General features: G+C 70.0%; 15 protein-coding genes. 8 read left to right on the forward strand and 7 right to left on the reverse strand.

Annotated elements, in window-relative coordinates; genetic code table 11:
- Nucleotides 1–9 precede the first annotated feature (9 nt).
- Nucleotides 10–1,548, forward strand: coding sequence for a CehA/McbA family metallohydrolase (locus tag ACQHIV_RS07900; RefSeq protein WP_427892812.1), 1,539 nt, complete (start codon nucleotides 10–12; stop codon nucleotides 1,546–1,548).
- 3 nt (nucleotides 1,549–1,551) lie between these two features.
- On the opposite strand, the gene ACQHIV_RS07905 is transcribed toward ACQHIV_RS07900, so the two are convergent.
- Nucleotides 1,552–2,367: a phytanoyl-CoA dioxygenase family protein gene (locus tag ACQHIV_RS07905; protein WP_427892813.1), complete on the reverse strand. Its 816-nt coding sequence runs from the start codon at nucleotides 2,365–2,367 to the stop codon at nucleotides 1,552–1,554.
- 85 nt (nucleotides 2,368–2,452) lie between these two features.
- Here ACQHIV_RS07905 and ACQHIV_RS07910 point away from each other — a divergent pair, with 85 nt between their 5' ends.
- Nucleotides 2,453–3,304, forward strand: coding sequence for an AraC family transcriptional regulator (locus ACQHIV_RS07910; protein WP_427892814.1), 852 nt, complete (start codon nucleotides 2,453–2,455; stop codon nucleotides 3,302–3,304).
- Nucleotides 3,301–5,244, forward strand: coding sequence for a beta-galactosidase (locus ACQHIV_RS07915; protein ID WP_427892815.1), 1,944 nt, complete (start codon nucleotides 3,301–3,303; stop codon nucleotides 5,242–5,244). The genes ACQHIV_RS07910 and ACQHIV_RS07915 overlap by 4 nt, the downstream gene beginning before the upstream one ends.
- Here the strand turns inward: ACQHIV_RS07915 and ACQHIV_RS07920 are convergent.
- From ACQHIV_RS07920 to ACQHIV_RS07930, 3 genes are all read right to left on the reverse strand, one after another.
- Complete coding sequence (locus tag ACQHIV_RS07920) at nucleotides 5,241–5,618, reverse strand: hypothetical protein (protein ID WP_427892816.1); 378 nt, start codon at nucleotides 5,616–5,618, stop codon at nucleotides 5,241–5,243. The genes ACQHIV_RS07915 and ACQHIV_RS07920 overlap by 4 nt on opposite strands.
- Before the next feature lie 15 nt (nucleotides 5,619–5,633).
- On the reverse strand, nucleotides 5,634–7,121 hold the full coding sequence (locus ACQHIV_RS07925; RefSeq protein ID WP_427892817.1) for a CASTOR/POLLUX-related putative ion channel: 1,488 nt from the start codon (nucleotides 7,119–7,121) through the stop codon (nucleotides 5,634–5,636).
- 81 nt (nucleotides 7,122–7,202) lie between these two features.
- The gene (locus tag ACQHIV_RS07930; protein WP_427892818.1) at nucleotides 7,203–7,964 is read right to left on the reverse strand and encodes a RibD family protein; all 762 of its coding nucleotides are present in this window, start codon (nucleotides 7,962–7,964) and stop codon (nucleotides 7,203–7,205) included.
- A gap of 107 nt (nucleotides 7,965–8,071) precedes the next feature.
- Here ACQHIV_RS07930 and ACQHIV_RS07935 point away from each other — a divergent pair, with 107 nt between their 5' ends.
- Both ACQHIV_RS07935 and ACQHIV_RS07940 read left to right on the forward strand, forming a co-directional pair.
- The gene (locus ACQHIV_RS07935; RefSeq protein ID WP_427892819.1) at nucleotides 8,072–8,797 is read left to right on the forward strand and encodes a VIT1/CCC1 transporter family protein; all 726 of its coding nucleotides are present in this window, start codon (nucleotides 8,072–8,074) and stop codon (nucleotides 8,795–8,797) included.
- A 121-nt stretch (nucleotides 8,798–8,918) separates the two neighbouring features.
- Nucleotides 8,919–9,758 (forward strand): universal stress protein, encoded by an 840-nt coding sequence (locus ACQHIV_RS07940; protein ID WP_427892820.1) that lies wholly within the window; start codon nucleotides 8,919–8,921, stop codon nucleotides 9,756–9,758.
- Here the strand turns inward: ACQHIV_RS07940 and ACQHIV_RS07945 are convergent.
- The 3 genes from ACQHIV_RS07945 to ACQHIV_RS07955 all read right to left on the reverse strand — a co-directional run bounded on the left by ACQHIV_RS07945 (nucleotide 9,742) and on the right by ACQHIV_RS07955 (nucleotide 13,041).
- Nucleotides 9,742–10,731, reverse strand: a complete 990-nt coding sequence (locus tag ACQHIV_RS07945) for an Acg family FMN-binding oxidoreductase (protein WP_427892821.1) — start codon at nucleotides 10,729–10,731, stop codon at nucleotides 9,742–9,744. The genes ACQHIV_RS07940 and ACQHIV_RS07945 overlap by 17 nt on opposite strands.
- 132 nt (nucleotides 10,732–10,863) lie before the next feature.
- The gene (locus ACQHIV_RS07950; RefSeq protein WP_427892822.1) at nucleotides 10,864–12,597 is read right to left on the reverse strand and encodes a GAF domain-containing protein; all 1,734 of its coding nucleotides are present in this window, start codon (nucleotides 12,595–12,597) and stop codon (nucleotides 10,864–10,866) included.
- Between the two features lie 9 nt (nucleotides 12,598–12,606).
- Entirely contained in the window at nucleotides 12,607–13,041 is a 435-nt protein-coding gene (locus ACQHIV_RS07955) for a pyridoxamine 5'-phosphate oxidase family protein (RefSeq protein ID WP_427892823.1), read from the reverse strand.
- 205 nt (nucleotides 13,042–13,246) lie between these two features.
- On the opposite strand from ACQHIV_RS07955, the gene ACQHIV_RS07960 reads away from it, so the two are divergent.
- Genes ACQHIV_RS07960 through ACQHIV_RS07970 form a run of 3 tightly spaced genes read left to right on the forward strand, consistent with a single transcriptional unit; the run spans nucleotide 13,247 to nucleotide 16,211 of the window.
- Nucleotides 13,247–14,404, forward strand: coding sequence for an extracellular solute-binding protein (locus ACQHIV_RS07960; RefSeq protein ID WP_427892824.1), 1,158 nt, complete (start codon nucleotides 13,247–13,249; stop codon nucleotides 14,402–14,404).
- Nucleotides 14,401–15,345 (forward strand): ABC transporter permease, encoded by a 945-nt coding sequence (locus tag ACQHIV_RS07965; protein WP_427892825.1) that lies wholly within the window; start codon nucleotides 14,401–14,403, stop codon nucleotides 15,343–15,345. The genes ACQHIV_RS07960 and ACQHIV_RS07965 overlap by 4 nt, the downstream gene beginning before the upstream one ends.
- The gene (locus ACQHIV_RS07970; RefSeq protein WP_427892826.1) at nucleotides 15,345–16,211 is read left to right on the forward strand and encodes an ABC transporter permease; all 867 of its coding nucleotides are present in this window, start codon (nucleotides 15,345–15,347) and stop codon (nucleotides 16,209–16,211) included. The genes ACQHIV_RS07965 and ACQHIV_RS07970 overlap by 1 nt, the downstream gene beginning before the upstream one ends.
- Nucleotides 16,212–16,230: the final 19 nt, after the last annotated feature.

Genomic DNA, 16,230 nt, shown 5'->3' on the forward strand with positions numbered 1-16,230 from the left:
GTTTCCGGCATGACTGACGCCGCAATTACCGCCATCACCAGGAGAGGTCTGTTGACCGCAGCCGGTGCGGGGACGATCGTCGCCTTGGCGCCGATCAGCTTCGCGGCTGCGGCGACCGGCACGTCGAACACCCAGGTGGTGGAGGGACACATCGCACCAGGGCCGACGGACTTCGTGTACCTGCCGGTCAACGTCCCGCGAGGGGTCCAGCAGATCTCGGTGAGCTACAGCTACTCCAAGCCGGCAGTGCCGTCCGGTACGCCGGGGAACTCGTGCGACATCGGGATCTTCGACGCGCGGGGCTTCGACTTCGACGGGTCCGGGTTCCGCGGCTGGTCCGGCGGCTTCCGGACCGCGTTCAGCATCAGCCGGACCGAGGCCACCCCGGGGTACCTGCCCGGCGACGTGATGCCGGGGACCTGGCACATCGTGCTCGGTCCGTACCAGGTCGCGCCGCAGGGCCTGGACTACCACGTCGAGGTCACGCTGACGTACGGCGACCCCGGTGCGGCGTACGTCCCGGCGTACCCGCCGAACCGGGCGAAGGGCCGCGGCCGCGACTGGTACCGCGGCGACTGCCACCTGCACACGGTGTACTCCGACGGACGCAACCAGCCCGCGGACGTGGCCGCTGGTGCGCGCGCAGCCGGCCTGGACTTCATGGTGTCGACCGACCACAACACCAGCGCCTCGCACGGCTCGTGGGGTCCGCTCGCCGGTGACGACCTGCTGATCGTCACCGGCGAAGAGGTGACCACGCGCAACGGTCACTGGCTGGCCCTCGGCACGAAGCCGGGGCAGTGGATCGACTGGCGGTTCCGGTCGCGCGACGGCGTGTTCGACAAGATCCAGCACCAGGTCCACAAGGCCGGCGGCCTGTGCGTGTCGGCACACCTGTACTGCCCGTGGATCGCGAGCGAGTGGAAGTTCGGGTTCGAAGGGCTCGACGCCACCGAGGTGTGGACCGGCCCGTGGGGCTGGGACGACGACGCCGCGGTGTCGACCTGGGCGAACCTGCTCGCCGCGGCGGTCCGGGAGAAGAAGCCCTGGCTGCCCGCGATGGGCAACAGCGACGCCCACAACCCGGGCAACGTCATCGGCCTGCCGCACAACGTCGTCCTCGCCGACGACCTGTCGAAGGACGCGGTCCTCGCCGGTCTGAAGGCCGGGCGGTCGTGGATCGCGGAGTCCTCGAAGGTCTCGCTCGAGTTCACCGCGACCTCGGCGTACGGACGGAAGGCCGGGATCGGTGAGCGGCTGGCGGCGCAGCCGACCGAGCAGATCACCGTGACGACCAAGGTCAGCGGCGTACCGAACGGCACCGTGCGGATCCTCACCGACGAGGGGCAGATGCTGCAGAGCAGCCTCGACGGCACGGGCGCCGGTACGGTCACGTGGCTGACCACGCCGCTCAGCGCCGCGTTCGTCCGCGCCGAGGTCCGGCACCCGCTCGCCGACGGTACGCCGGGTCACACCTCGATGGACCCGGGCCTGACCTTCGGTCCGATGGCCGCGCTCACCAACCCGATCTTCCTCGGGCGCGGCTGACCCTCACGCGGGCCCGGCGTACAGGACGGGGTTCAGGGCAGACTGGGGGAGCTGGCCCGCCTGTGCGTCGGGCATCCAGTTGGCGAGGTCGTTGGCCTGGTACTGGTTGGTGGGTTCGGCGATGCGAATGTCAGCGTCCAGGTAGATGACGGTCATCACCCGGCGTGGGACGGTGCCGCGGTTGGGGCCGGCGTGGTGGAAGGTCCAGCCGCGGTGGAAGCTGGCGTCGCCGAGAGCGAACGGTTCGACGACGTCTTCGAACTCCTGCTCGGCCACGGCCTGCTTGAGCCGTTCCTCGGATTCGTCGGAGATCGGGAGGTCGCGGCCGACGGCGAAGTTGTGGCTGCCGCGGGCGAAGGCGAGCGGTCCCATCTCGAGCGGGGTCTCCTGCAGTGGCAGCCAGATCGTCACGCAGCGGTCGCTGGACAGCGGCCAGTAGTACTGGTCGGCGTGCCAGGGGGTGATGCCGCCGCTGGGCTCCTTGTAGAGCGCTTGGTCGTGGTAGAGGCGTACGGCGTGGACGCCGAGGAGTTGTGCGGCGATGCCGGCGAGGCGGCGGGAGAAGACCAGTTCCTTGACCTTCTCGTTCTGCTGCCAGAGATTCGTGACCTGGAGGAAGGCCTTGCCGTAGGTGTCGCGTTCGGCCAGGGGCAGGTGCTGGGTGTTCAGCCGGATCACCTCGCCGGTGATGGTCGGCTCGTACTCGGCGATGGTCTCGGGGCTCAGTACCCCGGACAGGTGCATGAACCCGTCGCGGGTGAAGTCGGCGGTGGCGGTCGGGGGCAGCTTCTCGTACGGCGTGTCCAGCTCGGTCGTCATACTCCAACGATTCCAACCCGGCGCCGTCGGCGCTACGTCGCTGATGGCCTGTTCTGGTACTGGGTTGTCCTTCTACGATGGGCCGATGAAGCCGCGCTACGAGCGACCCGGGGTCCCGGACGGCTCGACGTTCACCAGCTTCCTGCGCTGTGAGGACTCGTACGACTTCGCGTGGCACTTCCACCGCGAGTACGAGTTGACGCTGATCACGGCCGGATCCGGGACGAGATATGTGGGTACCACCGTCGAGCGCTACCTGCCGGGTGACCTGGTCCTGCTCGGCCCCGAGCTGCCGCACACCTACGCATCGTCGCAGCGGTCCGAGGCCGCGGTCACGCAGTTCCGGCACGACTTCCTCGGGCCGGACTTCTTCGACCTCCCGCAGTTCGGCGCGATCCGGCTGTTGCTGAGCGGATCGTCGCGCGGGTTGTCCTTCAGCGCGGTCCCTCCGGAGCTGGCGGCCGCTGTCGCGCGGATTCCCGAGCTCGGACCGGCCGACCAGACCGTGCGGCTGCTCGACGTACTGAGCCGCCTGGCGGAAGCACAGTCGGTGCCCGTCACGGGCGCCGGGTACGCCGCCGCGCCGAGCACCGTCGTACGCGACCGGGTCGACGTCGTGTGCCGGCACCTGCAGGAGACGCACACGGAGCCGGTACAACTGGAGGAGATCGCGGCGCTGGTGCACCTGACGCCGACGTCGTTCAGCCGCTTCTTCCGTCGCGCGCTCGGCTGCACCCTCACCGACTACGTCAACCAGCTCCGCGTCGAGACCGCCAGCCGGCTGCTGACGACCACCTCGCTCCCGATCACCGACGTGGCGACCCGCAGCGGCTTCCGGAACCTCGCCAACTTCAACCGCCGCTTCCGCGAACTCAAGTCGATGCGACCCACCGAGTACCGCGCGGCGCACCCGGCGGCTACGCTCTCCGCCCGATGAGTATTCAGTTCGGCGGTGACTACAACCCGGAGCAGTGGGACGAGGCGACGTGGATCGAGGACGTCGCGCTGATGCGGGCCGCGGGCGTCACGATGGTCACGGTCGGCGTGTTCGCGTGGGCGAGGCTCGAGCCGGTCGAAGGGCAGTACGAGTTCGGCTGGCTCGACCGGGTGCTCGAGCTGCTGCACGACGGCGGGATCAAGGTCTGCCTCGCGACCCCGACGGCGGCGCCGCCCGCGTGGATGGCGCGGCGGTACCCGGAGACGCTGTCGGTCGACCGCAACGGGCAGCGGCGTACGTTCGGGTCCCGCGCGCACTTCTGCCCGTCCTCGCCGCACTACCGGGAGCGGAGCGCGGCGATCGCCGACGCGCTCGCCGAGCGGTACGCCGATCACCCGGCGCTGGCGTTGTGGCACGTCAACAACGAGTACAACGCCGAGTGCTACTGCGACATCTCGGCCGCCGACTTCCGGGCGTGGTTGCGCGAGCGGTACGAGACGATCGCGGCGCTGAACGAGACCTGGGGTACGGCGGTCTGGGGGCAGACGTACGCCGAGTGGGCGGAGGTGGAACCGCCGCGGCCGTCGATCACGCTGCTCAACCCGGCGCGGCTGCTCGACTGGCGCCGGTTCGTGTCCGACGCGACGCTCGCGTGCTTCGTCAACGAGCGGGACGCGCTCCGCCGGCGTACCCCTGGGGTCCCGGTCACGACGAACTTCATGACCATGCACAAGACGATCGACCACTGGACCTGGGCGGCCGCGGAGGATGTCGTTGCCCTGGACGCCTATCCGGATCCGCACAGCCCGACCGGGTCGATCGACGCCGGCCTGGAGTGCGACCGGATGCGGTCCCTGCGCGGCGGTCAGCCGTGGCTGCTGATGGAGTCCGCGACGTCCGCGGTCGGCTGGCGCTCGGTGAACTCGGCACGCGACCCGGGCCAGCTCCGGGTGGCGTCGCTGCAGGCCGTGGCCCGGGGCGCGGACGCGGTGATGTTCTTCCAGTGGCGCGCGTCCCGGCGTGGCGCCGAGCGGTTCCACTCGGCGATGGTCCCGCACAGCGGACCGGACAGCCGGATCTTCCGCGAGGTCAGCGCCCTCGGGCACGACCTCGAACGGCTCGCCGAGCTGGCCGGTACGACGGTGCCCGCGGACGTCGCGATCGTCTGGGACTGGACGTCCTGGGCGACCCTCGACGAGTCGCCGAGGCTGTCGGAACACGTCACGTACGGCGACCAGGTGCTGCGGTACTACCGGGAGCTCTGGCACCGGAACATCGGCGTCGACCTCGTCCGCCCGACCGACGACCTCTCGGCGTACCGTCTGGTGCTGCTGCCGGCCGCCTTCGCCCTCGACGACAACCCGGTACTCCGGCAGTACGTCGCCGGCGGCGGCCACCTGCTGGCGTCGTACGCGACCGGCACGATCGACACCACAGCGGCCGTCCACGCCGGGGGAGCGCCCGGCCCGCTTCGGGAGGTGCTCGGGCTGCGGGTGGAGGAGGCGAACCCGCTCCCGGCCGGCGTCGAAGTACCAGTCGATGATGGGTATGCGGTCCTCTGGCAGGACATCGTCGTCCCCGAGACCGCGACGGTACTCTCCCGTTACACGGACGGTCCGTGGGCCGGAACGCCTGTGGTGACAGCGAATACCTACGGCGCCGGCATCGCGACGTACGTCGGCGCAACCCTCTCGGACCCGCTCGCCGCCCGGGTCCTCGACGAGGTCTGCCGCCAGGCGGGTGTGGAAGGCCACCCGGCGGCACCGATGGTCGAGGTGGTCGAACGGCACAGTGCTTCGCACCGCTACCACCTCGTGCTCAACCACCGACCCGTCCCCGTCGACCACACGGTCCCCGCCGGCGTCGACCTCCTCACCGGCACCGAGTGCTCGGGCCTGATCCGTCTGCAGCCCTACGACGTCAAGGTGATCCGCGTTTAGTCCTCGGACACCACGATCACGCTGTCGCCGGCTCCCAGCGTCAAAGGCGCCGACCTGACCGGGTTGAGGACGACGCCGTACGCCGGCGGCCGGTCGCTGTGCCGCTTGAGCCGGTAGCCGATCGCGATCTCGCCCTGCCGCCGGGCCGCCTCGACGACGGTCGCGAAGTTGGCCTCCGCGCCGGGAACCAGGTAGTTCTGCGCCGGCTTGAGGTAGATCTCGGAGCCGTCCGGGTCGAACAGGTCCGCGAACACCGCGTGCAGATGCCGGTTCTCGGCCAGTTGGGTGAGCAGCAGGCTGACGAGCTTGCTGCTCACGATGAAGTCGTCGGCCTTCGTCACCTGGGCGACCCGGCGGTTGTTGTCGTCGTACATCTCGGTGACGATCGACTACGGGTCGCCGAGCTGGACCTCGATGTCGCGCAGGTGCAGCAACGTCAGCAGCGTGCGGTTGTCGGCGTGATCCGGCGCGACGCCGTCGTCGGCGAGCACCACGATGTGCTGGTATGTGCCGAGGTCGAGGGCCTCCAGCGCGGACCTCGTCGTCGGCTCGCAGCGCCGGTAGCGGACCTTGAGGTTCGTCCGCTTGGCCTTCGTCACGCCGGGCGGCTCCTCCGGCGCGGCGATGTCCAGCGTCGAGCGGGGCTCGACGAAGCGGTCGAGCAGGTCGATGATCTTGGCTGCCCGGTTGTTCCAGCCGATCAGCAGCGTCCGGTTGGGCCGCGGCTCCTGCTCGGCCGGGGTCGCGATCGCCGCCTCGACAACCGGCGGCGCCTCCGCGGCCAGCCTGATCAGCAGGTCGTCCTCGGCCAGCACGATCATCTGGTCGCCGCCGCCGATCACGGTGTCCATCCCCGGATTCACCAGCACCCGTCCGTCGCTCGTACAGACGCCGATCGGTACGCCGAGCGCGTACCGGTTCAGCGTCTCGCCGTACGTCGAACCCTCGAGCACCGGCTCGGCCTTCAGGTAGAACTCGCTGCCCGCGAAGTCCAGCAGGTCCGTGCACACCGCGGACAGCCCGGCCTGCCGGTGCGACTGGACGACGAGCCGGACCATGATGTCGTCGGCGTCGACCAGCAGCGCGTCGTCGCCCGCCGCCAGTCGTGCGGCGGCGACGTTGTCCGAGTCGAGGACCGCCGCCACGACATGCGGACGGGTGGCCGGCCAGGCGCGGTTGTTCAGTAGCAGCAAGGTCTTGATCACGTCGATGTCCGCGTCCGCGCCGGACGGCGGCAGGACCAGGATCGAGCGCGCCGTGTCCGGGCTGACCAGCTCCAGATCGGACGCCTTCAACGGGCTCCCGGACCGGCAGATCACCCGGATCCGGCCGGACTGCGGGACCAGTGCGCGGATCTGGTCCTCCATCTCGACCTTGTCCCGGTCCGCCAGCACGACGACGCACGGCTTGCGCTGCCCGAGGTTCGCGGTCGCCAGCTCGCCGATCACCGTGAACACCTGGTCGGACCAGCCGAGCAGGATCGTGTGCCCGGACTCGATCAGCCGCGATCGGCCCTTCCGCAGCTCACCGATCCGGTTCTCCAGGCCGGTCGTCAGCACACCGATCAGCGAGCTGACGATGAAGATGCCGCCGATCGTGACGGTCAGCATCAGCGCCAGGAAGATCGGCTTGCCGGTGTCGCCGCCCATCGTGCCCGGGTCCAGCGTCCGCAGCAGACTCATCCACGCCACGCCGCCCCAGCCGCCGCTCGCCTCGGTGTCCTCGTTGGTCAGCAGCACCACGAGAATCGTCACCACGGCGATCAACGCGACCGAGGCCAGCCCGAGCCAGCCGATCAGGGCGGGCGTACCGCGGTCCATCGTGCCGTCGAACCAGTACCGCAGCCGATTACGCCACTTGAGCCGCCTCGCGGGCACTACCGCACCTCCGTCACCGTCGCGCCCGCCAGGCCCACCGCCCACCGAATCACCGGCAGAACGCTAACAGTGCAACCGCTTTCAGCCGCGCGGTACGGCGTAGTGCAGGCGGACCGTTCCGCCGGTGTCCGCGTGGACCGACAGCAGCTCGAGCCGGGTCGCGGGTGCACCGATCGCGAGTGGCGGTCCGTCCGCGACCGACGGCGTACCGAGTCCGCCGATCAGGGCGGGTAGGACGGTGACGTAGAGCTCGTCGATCAGGTCCGCGCGGAGCAGGGCGCCGTTCAGGCCGCCGCCGGCGGTGGAGAGGACGCAGGTGATGCCGAGCTCGGTGCCCATCGCGGTGATGGCGGCGGGCAGGTCGACGTGGTCGTCGCCGGTGACGAGGTAGCAGATGCGTTCGCGGCGGAGGTAGGCGAGATAGTCGGCGGGTGTCGCGCGTGACACCAGGACGAGGGCGTCCCAGTTCTCGTGCTTCTCGGTCCACCGCACCCGGCCCCGGCTGTCGACGACCGTGAACCACATGTGCGGCGGCGACTCCTGCCCGACGATGTCCGGCGGCAGAAAGTGCTCGTACAGCCCGTCGACGTCACCGTCGTACGCCGGAAGCTCCGCCGATGTCTCGTCCTCCGCGACCAGGCTGCCACTCCCTTCGAGGAAGGCGTTGCAGCCGTACTGCGCCCTGAGGACGTCGATCACGTCGACGGCCTCGGACGCTTTCGGAGTGAGCGCCGCCCACAACTCCGAACTAGGCGGTCGCATCAGCAACGCATCCCGAGCCAGCGCCACCTTCCCGTCCGCACTGGCCCCGGCACTGACCACCACACGCGGCCGCTCACCCATTGTCGCCTCCCGGATCGTGGGCCCCAATCTCTATCAGCGCCTACCGACAGTTCTGGTGCAATCAATGGGAGCCTGTGATGGGTAGCGCGATCCGGAGGAGGAACGGCATGACCGGCTTGGACGACGTGGACGCACATCCCGGTGAACCGCATCGCGGCGGCATCGCCGAGCGGCTGAACTGGCTGCGCGCGGGGGTGCTGGGCGCGAACGACGGCATCGTGTCGACGGCCGGTCTGGTCGTCGGCGTGGCGGGTGCGACCACCTCGGCGACCGCGATCCTGACCGCGGGAATCGCCGGCCTCGTCGCGGGCGCGGTGTCGATGGCGCTCGGCGAGTACGTCTCGGTGAGCAGCCAGCGCGACACCGAACGTGCGTTGCTCGCCAAGGAGCGTGCGGAGCTGGCGGACTCGCCCGAGGACGAACTGGCGGAGCTGACCGCGATCTACGTGGCGAAGGGGCTGCGCCCGGAGACGGCGAAGCAGGTGGCGATGGAACTCACCGAGCGGGATCCGCTGGTCGCGCACGCCGAGGCGGAACTCGGTATCAGCCCCGACGACCTCACGAACCCCTGGCACGCCGCAGGCGCGTCGGCCCTAGCCTTCACCGCCGGCGCGCTCCTACCGCTGATCGCGATCTTGCTCCCAGGCCCCGCCATCCGCGTCCCGATCACCTTCGCGGTAGTCCTCCTAGCCCTCGCCGGCACCGGCGCCCTGAGCGCCCACCTAGGCGAAGCCCACCGCCTCCCCGCAGTCACCCGCCTAGTACTCGGCGGCGCCCTCGCCATGGCCGTAACCTTCGCCGTCGGCCAACTAGTCGGCTCAACCGGCATCTAACCCACCCGCCCGGACGGGTCGTGTGGGTGGGGAGGTTGGGACCTTGGCCTCTGTTGTGGGGGTGGGGTGGGGACGAGGGTGGGTGGCGAGAGTGCGGCCGGGTGACAGGGAGGAAGCGGTGATGAGCAAGTACATCCTCGTGGGTGTGGACGGTACGCCGGAGGCGTCTGTGGCGTTGCGGTGGGCCGTGGACGCGGCCGAGCGGCGCGGTCTCGGTGTGCGGGTCGTACGGGCGTATTTGAACGATCTCGACCGCTGGCCGGCGATCGGGATGGCCGGGTACGTGCCGCCGCCGTTGCCGTTGGACCAGTTTCAGGGCGAACTCGACGAGGCGGTTCGGCTCGTCCGGGACCGGCTCGGCGACGAGCGCGGCTCGGGGGTGCTGGCGGATCTCGATCCCGCGCACGCGCTGCTGGGCGAGACCGGTGACGCCGAGCTGGTCGTCGTCGGCACCAGGTCGCCGAACAAGTTGTCGGCGGCGTTCCTCGGCTCGGTCGCCACCGCGGTCGCGGCGAAGGCGCCCTGCCCGGTGGTCGTGGTCCGTGGCGAGCACCGGACCGGGCCGGTCGTGGTCGGCTCGGACGGTTCGCCCGACTCCGAGGACGCGATCGCGTTCGCCTTCGAGGAGGCGGCGCGGACGGGGAAGCTGCTGCGGCTCGTGTACTGCTGGCGGCCGGAGGCGGAGTACGCCGTACTGGTCGACAGTACGAAGGAACTCCTGAAGAACTGGCTGGCCGAGAGCCTCGCGCCGTACCAGGAGAAGTACCCGGCGGTGACCGTCCGGGCGACGGTCGTCGAAGGGCGGCCGAGTGCGAGCCTGATCCAGCTGTCCGAGATCGCCTCGCTGGTGGTTGTCGGCTCCCGCGGTCGTGGCGGGGTGAAGGGTCTGCTGCTGGGCTCGGTGAGTCAGAGCCTCCTGCACCACGCCGCGTCTCCGGTCGCGGTCATCCGCCGCCGCTGACCGGGCCTGCCGACTTCAGGAAGTCGGCGACCGGTCGGCGTGCGGTGGTGCCGTGCGGGCGGTCGTGGCCGAAGCGGATGATCATGTGCGCGTGGCCGGGCCGCCCGGTACGGCGCTGTACCTTCCGGCGCAGGTCGTCGTACTCCAGCGGCTGGTTGAGGAACGACGCGCTGACGCCGGCCCGGGTCGCGGTCAGCAGCACGCGTTCGAGTGCGGCGCCCGCGGTCACGTGGTCGGCGGGCTCGTCGAACTCGGTGGACAGTACGGCGAGGTCCGGGTGCTGTTCGAACCGGCGTTCGGCGCGCAGCCGGTCGGCCGGTTTGGTGCCGAGGTCGCGGACGGCGGACGGATAGCCGGTGGATCGCGGTCCGAGAGCCGCGCTCGGGACGCCGTCGACCGGTCGCTCGCCGCCGACCCAGTGCTCCCGCTCGGCGCGGCGGCGCCACTCGTGCACCTCGCGCAGATCGGTGTCGACGATCAGGTCGTAGACGATCCGCAGGTCGGCGTCGCCCAGCCAGGTGAGCTCGGCGCCCTCCGTATGCGCGGCCCGCATCAGAGCGACCCGGACGTTCTCGGCGATCGGGACGGCGTCGGACGGTTCGCGATCGGTGTGCCGGTACGGGATGTACCGGGCGAGGTCGAGCAGTTCGTCGTCGCGAGCCGCGGTCGGCTCGAGGACGATCCGGGCGAGCAGGTCGGGCTCGTCGTCCGGGTACGGCGCCAGCCCGAACCAGGCGCCGTACCCGAGGGTCTCGGCCGCACACCGCAGGTTGAACGTCGCGGCACCGGCGGCGATCCGCATCGCCCGCCCGGTCGGGTCCTCGGCGGGGAGGGTGCGTGAGCCGTCCAGATACACGTCGACCACCCGCCCGTCGACCTCGAACCGCCACGGCTGAGTGTTGTGCATGCTCGGCGCGGCAACAGCCGCCGAGACCAGTACGTCGACATCCCCTGCCGAAAGCTGACCAGCCACCACGAACTCCTCCCACTAGCTCTCCCCCTCCACCCTGCCGCCCGCGGAGCGGCCACCGCTGCAGCCAAGAGTCCCGACCCCACAGGCCTTTCGGCTCCCCACTGGGGCGCTGTGGAGATGGGTGGGGTGGGGTCAGGGGAGGGGGGCGCGGAGTTCGATGATGGTGCCGTGGGGGTGGATGGCGGTGATTTCTACGGTGCCGCCGAGGGATTGGGCGCGTTCGGTGAGGTTGCGGAGGCCGCTGTTGCGGCGGCGGTCGCCGATGCCTACGCCGTTGTCGGTGGTGCGGGTGATGACCTCGTCGCCGGCGATGGTGAGTTCGACGGTGACCTCGGTCGCCTGGGCGTGGCGGACCACGTTCGAGAGGGACTCGCGGACGGTCGCCAGGATCTGCGGGCGGATCACCGCCGACACCACGGTGTCGATCGGCCCGGTGCACACCAGCCGCGGCCGGAAGCCGAGCGCCTCGGCGTACTCCGAGACCAGCGCCTGTACGTCGGCCCGCAACGAACTGGCCCCCGGCGGCTGCTGGAGTTCGAAGATCGCGGCGCGGAGGTCGTGGATCGTGGTGTCGATGTCGTCCACCGCCCGGGTCAGCCGCTGCTGGTGCTCCGGCCGCACCAGCCGCTGCATGCCCTGCAACTGCAGCCCGGTCGCGAACAGCCGCTGGATGACGAGATCGTGCAGGTCGCGGGCGATCCGGTCGCGGTCCTCGAGTACGGCGAGCATGTCCCGGTCGCGCTGGGCCTGCGATCGTTCGAGCGCGAGCGTCGCCTGCCCGGCGAACATCCGGGCCAGTTCGGCGCCTTCGGCGATCCGGGTGCCGGTCCCGGACTCCGCCGCGACGACGAGTACGCCGCCCGTCCCGGAACTGCCCGGCGGCAACGACGCCAACGTCGTACGCCCCAGCACCGCCCCCTCGGGAAACGCGTCCACCCCGCCGGCGTCCCGCAGTACCTGCGCGAGATCCTCGATCACCACCTGCTCCCCGCCGCCCGCCCCCACCCGCCCGAGGATCGGAACAGTCCCAGGCACCCGCCGCCCGACGTACTTCGCGAACTCCGCCGGCCCATCGACGGCCCGCACCACGAGCTCGTCCGCATCGGTCAGCAGAACGGCGGAGACCTGCCCGCCAAGCACCTCACGCGACCGCCGGGCGATCAGCTGCAGCGCCTGGTCGATGTCGAACTCGCCGAGCATCAACTGGGTGATCTCGGCGGTCACCTCGTGCCAGTGCCGCCGCTGCTCGGTGTCGGCGTACAGCCGGGCGTTGTCGATCACCACCCCGGCCGCGGCAGCGAGCGCGGTGACGGTGCGCTCGTCGTCCTCGGTGAAGTCGGCGCCGCCGGTCTTCTCGGTCAGGTACAAGTTGCCGAAGGCATGTTCCCGGGTCCGGATCGGGACGCCGAGGAAGCTCTTCATCGGCGGATGGTTGGCCGGGAACCCGTACGAGCGCGGATGCTCGGCCAGGTCGTGCAACCGGATCGGCTCCGGACGGTCGATCAGCAGCCCGAGGATGCCGTGGCCCTCCGGGTACGGCCCGATCGCGGCGATCTCCTCGCCGGTGACCCCGTGCGTGATGAACCGGACGAGCCGTTTGCCGTCGGCGCCGACCACCCCGAGCGCGCCGTACCGGGCACCGGCGAGTTCGCAGGCGGCCGTGACGATCCGGTCGAGCGTACTGTTCAGGTCGAGATCCGCCCCGATGCCGACGACCGCGTCGAGCAGCGCCCGTAGCCGGTCCTGGTACTCAAGGATCTCGTCGACCCGCCCGAGCAACTCCTGCAGCAGGGCATCGAGCCGCACCCGGGAAAGCCCCGCAGGCTCCAACGCCCCCTCGTCCCAGGTCCCACGCACCCCCTCCACGGAGTCAGCCTAGGCAACCCGCCCCCACGGCACCAGCCGCCGGCCCTGGACCGACTCGATGCCGAGGCGGATCAGGCGGGGCTCGTCGATCGGCATCCAGGAATGCAGGGCGAGGGTACGGCGCAACTCCGCGGTCTCGTCGTCCGTGACGACGGACAGGTGCCCGATCGCGGTCACGGTCCAGCCGACGTGCCGTTCCGGGTCGACGTCGTCGGCCTCGAACGCGACGACGTCGCCGCGTTCGGCGGCCCGGAACTTGTCGCCCTGCCCGCTGCTGAACACGATCGTGTCGTCGTCCAGCACGAAGTTGACCAGCCGGATGGCCGGCAGGCCGGCGTAGGTGAAGACGAGGCGGCCGAGCGGGACCGACCCGAGCAGCCGCAGGCACTCGGCCGGGGACAGGATCGCCAGCCGGGACCGATCGGACAGTTTGCGGGTGCTCACGTCTCCAGGGTGGCCGTGCCGGCGAACTGCGGCCAGGGCCGAAAGTCCCGTGAGATCTTCCCCATTCGGACACGATTTGTTAAAACAAATTGACGCACCTGGCAATGTTGCCTGAGGCAGCATTGCCCGGGGCGCCGCTGTGAGGATAGCGTTCGCCAAATTGCCGCTGCGCGGGTTGAGCGCGGCGCTCGATCAGGAGGCTCGTGTGAAGCTCACGTCTGCCGTCGGGGTCACGGCGGCGATCGCCGCGGCGGCCCTCGGCCTTGCCGGATGTGCTCAGAAGAGCACCGGTTCCGCGGACACCGGTGGGGATTCCGGGACGAAGACCGTCCGGGTCTTCCTCAGCGGCGACACCAACGTCCAGACGCTGTGGGAGAAGGACCTGGCCCCGGCGTTCGAGAAGGCGAACCCGGGCTACAAGGTGGACGTCACGCTCGACCTGCACGGCGAGCACGACGCGCAGACGATGGCGAAGCTGGCCAGTTCGGTCGCGCAGAAGAAGGACCCGGGCTTCGACATCGTGGACGGCGGCTTCGTCGCGAAGGCCTCGGCGGCGAACCTGCTGCAGGCGGTCGACGCGAGCAAGATCCCCGCGCTGTCGGACATCCCGGCGGACGTCGTGAAGGCCGGCGGCACCGGCGGCATCCCGTACCGCGGCTCGTCCGTGCTGCTGGCGTACGACACCAAGACCGTGCCGACGCCGCCGAAGACGCTCGACGAGCTGCTCGCCTGGATCAAGGCGCACCCGGGCAAGTTCACGTACAACTCGCCGAAGTCCGGCGGTTCGGGCGGCGCGTTCGTGGCGACGGTCCTGGACAAGTACGTGCCCGCCGACGCGCGCGAGAAGATGACGGTCGGGTACGAGAAGGACCTCGAGTCCAACTGGGACAAGGGTTTCGCCGAGCTGAAGGGCCTGAACCCGTACGTCTACCAGAAGGGCGTCTACCCGAACGGCAACCAGCAGACGCTGGACCTGCTGGCGCACGGGCAGATCTCGATGGCCCCGGTCTGGTCCGACCAGTTCACCACCGGCGTCGCGAACGGCTCGATCCCGGCCACCGTGAAGGCCGCGCAGATCTCGGACCCGTCGTTCACCGGCGGCGCGGCGTACCTCGGCATCCCGGCGAACACCCCGAACGGCGACGCCGCGCTGAAGCTGGTGAACTTCGTCCTCGAGCCGGCCCAGCAGGCGTCGATCGTGCAGGACATCTCGGGCTACCCGGCGATCTCGCAGGACAAGCTGCCGGCCGAGGTCGCGGCGAAGTTCGCGAACGCCGACACCCGGAACCTGCGCAAGGGCTACTACGACCAGATGGGCAAGGACCTCAACAAGCTGTGGGACGAGAAGGTGCCCGGCAAGTGACCTCGGTCGCCGACGACCGGCCCGCCCCCCGCTCCCGGCCGGTGCGCCGGGCGCGGGAGGGGCAGGCCCGCGGCCTGTTCATGGCGCTGCCGCCGATCGTGCTGATCGCGCTGTTCATCGGGTTCCCGATCGTGCTCGCGTTCCTGTTCAGCCTCGGCTACACCGGTGGCCTGAACCGGACGATCGCGCTGATCGGCCAGAACGTCCACCACGCGAACGGCGGCACGCCGACGCTGGGCGCGTACTCCGACCTGTTCTCCGACCAGCGCTTCCTCGGCGACCTGGTGGTGACGGTGGTCGTCACGCTCGTCAGTACGACGGTCGTGATCCTGCTCGCGACGACGATCGGGCTGTACCTGAAGTGCCGCGGCGGAATCCTCGGCAAGGTGCTGTCCGCGCTGGCGGTGATCCCGCTGTTCATCCCGGTGGTGATCGCGTCCTGGGCGATCCTCGGGTTCTACTCCGCCGACGGGTTCCTGCACAGCGTCGCGGCCCAGTTCGGGGTGGAGTTCCCGATCTGGTCGTTCACGATGGTCACGGTGATCATCGGCTCGGTGTGGACCTCGCTGCCGTTCGCGACGCTGCTGGTCTCGTCCGGGCTGCAGTCGGTGCCGCAGGCAATGATCGACGCGGCCCGGGACGCCGGCGCCTCGTTCTTCCGGGTCGTCACCTCGGTGCTCGTCCCGATGGCCGGAGTGCCGATCGTGATCGCGACGACGTTCACGGCGATCGGTACGCTCGGCTCGTTCACGGTGCCGTACTTCACCGGCCCGAACTCGCCGAACATGCTCGGCGTCGACATGTCGAACTACTTCTCGGCGTTCAACCAGCCGCAGCAGTCGGTGGTGATGGCGTTCGTGGTGTTCGCGATCGCGTCCGGGATCGCCGCGGTGTACGTGTGGGCGAACTTCCGCTCGGCCAAGGAAAGCGGGGCGGTCTGATGGCCGAGGCAACCATCGAGCGTGCGGTCCCGCCGGTCGCGGACACGTCGCGCGCGGTACGGCGGGCCGTGAGCGGCGCGGTCGCGACGATCTTCGCGCTGGCGCTGGCGATCTTCATCATCGGCCCGCTCGCCTGGCTCGCGGTGCACGCGTTCGCCAAGAGCTGGACGTACCCGAACCTGTTTCCGGACGGCTGGACGCTGCACTGGTGGAGCGTCGTGTCGCAGGACCACGCGCTCGGGGTCGCCGTACAGAACTCGCTGTTCTTCGCGCCGATCACGGTGCTCGCGTCCGCGGTCGTCTGCCTGCCGGCGGCGTACGCGTTCGCGCGGTTCTCGTTCCCGGGCCGGCGGTTCTTCCTGATCGGGCTGTTCGCCGCCAACGCGTTCCCGAAGATGGGGCTGTTCGTGTCGCTGGCAGCGCTGTTCTACGCGCTGAACCTGATGAACACGATCCTCGGCATCCTGATCGTGCACGTGCTCGGCACGGTGGTGTTCATGACCTGGATCCCGGCCGCCGCGTTCGCCGCCGTACCGCGGAGTCTCGAGGAAGCAGCGCGGGACGCCGGCGCGTCGAAGTTGCGGACGTTCTTCAGCGTCACGCTGCCGATGGCGCTGCCCGGCATCCTGGTGGCGGCGATCATGAGCTTCCTCGCGTCGTTCGACGAGGCGCAGGGCACCTACCTGGTCGGCGCGCCGGACTACATGACGATGCCGACCGAGATGTACAGCCTGGTGCTCAACTATCCGACCCAGGTGGCGGCGGTCTTCTCGATCCTGCTCGCCATCCCTTCCGTCGCGCTGCTGCTGGCCGCGCAGAAGCACATCGTCGGCGGCCAGCTCGCCGAGGGCTTCCAGATCAAGTAGAGGCGCGCCCGTGACCACC

It is taken from the genome of Kribbella polygonati, from assembly GCF_050320105.1.
GTDB lineage: Bacteria > Actinomycetota > Actinomycetes > Propionibacteriales > Kribbellaceae > Kribbella.